The organism is Protofrankia sp. Cr2, from assembly GCF_963555885.1.
Classification (GTDB): domain Bacteria; phylum Actinomycetota; class Actinomycetes; order Frankiales; family Frankiaceae; genus Protofrankia.
In genome coordinates, this window is the sequence record NZ_CAUVXG010000093.1 from 7042 (window position 1) to 11197 (window position 4156).

General features: G+C 70.5%; 3 protein-coding genes. 1 reads left to right on the plus strand and 2 read right to left on the minus strand.

Annotated elements, in window-relative coordinates:
• Window positions 1–341 precede the first annotated feature (341 nt).
• Window positions 342–1154: a 2-phosphosulfolactate phosphatase gene (locus tag U9978_RS23190; protein ID WP_322763268.1), complete on the plus strand. Its 813-nt coding sequence runs from the start codon at window positions 342–344 to the stop codon at window positions 1152–1154.
• A gap of 90 nt (window positions 1155–1244) precedes the next feature.
• On the opposite strand, the gene U9978_RS23195 is transcribed toward U9978_RS23190, so the two are convergent.
• Complete coding sequence (locus U9978_RS23195) at window positions 1245–1937, minus strand: alpha-ketoglutarate-dependent dioxygenase AlkB (protein WP_322763269.1); 693 nt, start codon at window positions 1935–1937, stop codon at window positions 1245–1247.
• On the minus strand, window positions 1938–4091 hold the full coding sequence (locus tag U9978_RS23200; RefSeq protein WP_322763270.1) for a serine/threonine-protein kinase: 2154 nt from the start codon (window positions 4089–4091) through the stop codon (window positions 1938–1940). It abuts the gene before it with no gap.
• Window positions 4092–4156: the final 65 nt, after the last annotated feature.

The following is a 4156-nucleotide window of genomic DNA, read 5'->3' on the forward strand; positions in this document are numbered from 1 at the left end:
ACGTGCCCCGCCGTGTGCCCTGTGTGCCCTGTGTGCCCTGTGTGCCCTGTGTGCCCTGTATGCCCCGCCAGACGTCTCCGAACGCAGACTCGGCCGAACGGATACGGCGGCTCCGTGACGGTTGCCGCATCCATTGTGAGGAGCACGTGGGTGCAGTCCTTTATGCGGTCACGGTATGCCCCCGGTGCGGCCGCTACCCTACTCGGCAGAATCTGCAGGCATTCTTCTCTGGCATCTCGTCTGCGAATTCGAGCGGTCGGACGCGCAATGCACACGCTCGGGTCGCGGCTCGCGAAGCCGCCAGCAGACAGTAGTGGCGGGTAGTTTGGCACACTTGGTGCATGCTGGACCTCGCCGGACAACGTCCGTTCTCCGTCCGTTTCGGCTGGGCTGCGCAAGACCTCGCAGCCCTGACACATCCGAGCAATGTCATTGTCATCGTGGACGTTCTGCGGTTCACGACGGCGGTGAGCGTTGCGGTCGGCCGAGGAGCCGCGGTCCTGCCTTTCCGGCACCGAGACGTCTCTGCACAGCGGTTCGCCGTGCAGCAGGATGCGGTTCTCGCCGGCCGCCGTGGCGATCCAACCGTACCTTGGTCGCTGTCGCCGACGGACCTTGACCGCATCCCAACTGGAACCCGTCTGGTGCTGCCATCGCCGAATGGCGCCGCGCTGTCGACCATGGCGGCTGAACTGGGTGCGGCCACGATCATCGCGGGTTGCCTGCGTAACGCGACAGCGGTGGGACGGGCGCTGGCGGCTGAGGTCACGGCGGGTCGCAACGTCGCGGTGATTGCGGCGGGCGAGCGGTGGCCGGACGGAGCGGGGACGCCGCACGCCGGTCCGCTGCGGCCGGCTGTCGAGGACCTGCTCGGCGCCGGCGCCGTGATCGCCAGAGCCGTGGACGCGGCCGGCCTGGCCAGGAAGTGGGTCTCACCGGAGGCACGTGCCGCGATGGCTGCATTCCGGGACGCTGAGTCCGACGTACACGGCGAACTGGTCGGATCCGTTTCCGGTCGGGAACTCGCGGCCCTGGGCTGGGTTGACGACGTCGCTTCCGCCGCACAGCTTGATGCCGACCTGGTCGTGCCCGTGCTGCACGACGGTGCTTTTACGGCAATCCCGATCCCCCAGACCGAAGATGGCAACGTGTAACAGACCGCGCGCAACGGTCAGTGGTGGTGGGCGATTTCTCAGCGGCTGAGGCGGGCGCGGACCTCGGGGCGCCACAACGGCGACACAGTGTTAAGCCCGCCCACCGCCGGCGAGGCCCGTCTCGCGCACCGTGACGCTGAGCCGCCCGTGCCGCATACCCAGCTCCGGTGGGGCGCTGCCCGGCATCGTCCGTGGGACTCCGTGGTAAGCCAGCCGGGACGGCCCCCCGAACACGAACAGATCCCCGCTTCGCAGCTGAACGTCACGCCACGGGCGGGTGCGGGTATGCGGATTACCGAACCGAAACACGCACACATCACCGATGCTGAAGGACACCACCGGCGCCATCGTGTGCTCCGCCCGGTCCTGATGAAGACCGAGACGGGCATCGTCGTCGTAATAATTCACGATTGCCGCGTCCGGACAATAGACAGCCGGCTCGGCGGACACCGTCGGGTCGATACCGCTGGCGTCGACGACCGCCGCACGCGCCATCTCCACAAGCCATGCCGGCAGCGGCTTGACCGGTGCGCCGTCACCGTCGCTGTCGTCTGCGTACCGGGAATAGCGATAGGGCGACCAGTGCCAGCCGAGGCAGACCGACTCGACCCGCAGCGGCGTTCCGTCCGGCATACGTGGATGGCGCAAACCCGCGGGCGGTGCCGCCCAACCGCGGGCCGCACCGAGCATACGTCGCTGCTCTGCGCTATTGAGCCAGTCCGGCAGGAGAACGGCACCCGGCGCGACCACGGCCGCCGAGCGACCGAAAAGGCCGTCATCCATTCAATTACCCACCTGCCACAGCCGCACCGTCTCATCGCCGTTGCCGCTGGCCAGGAGCGTCCCAACCGGGGAGAACCCCACCGACGTCACCCAGCTGCCACGGCCGGTCGGCTGCTGACCGGTCGGCGGCTGACCAGTCAGTAGCTCGCCGAGCGGACGGGGTGCGGCCGGGTCGGCCACACCCCACAGCCGGACCGTCCCGTCGCCACCCGCGCTGGCCAGGAGCGTCCCATCAGGAGAAAACGCCACCGACCGCACCCAGCTGGTCTGGCCGGTCAGCGGCGGGCCGAGTGGGTGGGGCGCGGTCAGGTCGGCCATGTCCCACAGCCGGACCGTCCCGTCGTCACCCGCGCTGGCCAGGAGCCTCCCCGTCGGGGCGAACGCCACCGACCGTACCTTGCCGACCTGGCCAACCTGGCCGGTCAACGGCGGGCCGAGCGGACGCGGGACGGCCGGGTCGGCGGGGTATGCGGGACCGGCCACATCCCACAGCCGCACCGTGCCATCCCAGCTGGCGCTGGCAAGCGTGCGCCCGTCCGGGGAGAACGCCACCGACTCCACGGCGTCGGTGTGGCCGACCAGTGGCCCGCCCGACAGATGGGCGGCGACCCGATCGGACACGTCCCACAGTCGCACCGTGTGGTCGAAGCCGGCGCTGGCAAGCGTCCGCCCGTCCGGGGCGAACGCCACCGACCACACCGCACCGGTATGGCCTACCAGCGACTTCCCGAGCGGGCGGGGGACGGTCGGGTCGGTGAGATCCCACAGCCGCACCGTCCAGTCCTCGCCGGCGCTGGCCAGCGTCCGCCCGTCCGGGGAGAACGCCACCGCATACACCCCACCGGTGTGGCCGGTCAGGGGTGGGCCGAGCGCGCGGAGGGCGGTCGGGTCGGTGACATCCCACAGCCGTACCGTGCCGTCGCCACCGGCGCTGGCCAGCGTCCGCCTGTCCGGGGACAACGCCACCGACCGCACCTCGCCGGTATGCCCGGTCAGGGGCTGGCCGAGCGTCCGGAAGGTGGGAACCGGCGTCGGCGGGACAGAGGTGGAGGTAGCCGACGGCCCAGGAGGACCAACGACAGGAACCGTCTGCCCCAGGGAGGTGAAGGTGAGGACGGCACCGACCAGGAACAGCGCGACAACGGCGACCGCAACGGCGATGCGGCGCCGGCGGATCGGGTCGGGACCTGACAGCCACGGGGGTATCCGGACGGTCGGTGCCTGTGCCTGTGTCGGTGTCGGTGTCGGTGTCGGTGGGATGGCGGTGGATGGCTGGCAGACGGCGGCGCGGACGTCGTCGTCGAGCCGGAGCACGATGCCGGAGCGAGCGGTCCACCCCGGGCCGTATGCGGTCGTGGCGGCGCGAGCCAGGTCGAGGGCGAAGGCGTGCGCGGAAGGCTGGCGGGCTTTCGGGTCGTTGGCCAGCGCGCGCATGATCACATCGGCGATCGGTGCGGGCACCCCGGCCGGCGGTGGCGGGACGGTGCCGAGGTGGTGCTGTGGGGGCACATCTGACGGCAGACTCGGGTCGAAGTGCGGCGTCCCGCTCAGCAGGTGGGAGAGCACGATCCCGAGGGCGTACAGGTCGGTGGCCGGTCCCAGCCGACCGCCGGTGATCTGCTGCTCGGGGGCCATGTACCGCGGGGTCCCGACAACCGCACTGGCCGCGGCCGCCGATCCTGCCACGATCTTCGCGATGCCGAAGTCGGTGACTTTGACCAGGCCGCCGGCGTCAAACAGGATGTTGTCCGGTTTGATGTCGCGGTGCAGGACGTCCCGGCCGTGGGTGTAGGACAGCGCCGCGGCAACCGCCAGGCCGACCGCGCAGGCGGCCTGCGGGGACATGCCGGCCCGCCGGCGGGTCAGCGTCCCCCCGCCCAACTTCTCCATGACGATCAGGTGCAGGTCGTCGTCGGCGACGTAGTCGTGGACCCGCACCACATGTGGATGATCAAGGGCGGCGAGCAGCTGTGCTTCCGCCGCGAACCCCGCGGTCGCGCCGTCGAGGTCCGCCACCAGAACCTTGATCGCAACGTCGCGGTTCAGTCGACGATGTCGGCCGGCCAGCACCAACCCGAACGTGCCCCAGCCGAGGACCTCGCCCAGCTCGTAGCCGGGTAGCGCCGCGGCGACCCGCGCCGGGTCAAACGGCATGTACCGACGGTCGGCGGATCCCCGCGACCCCCGCCCCTACCAGCACAGATCCGCTCATCGTCTCC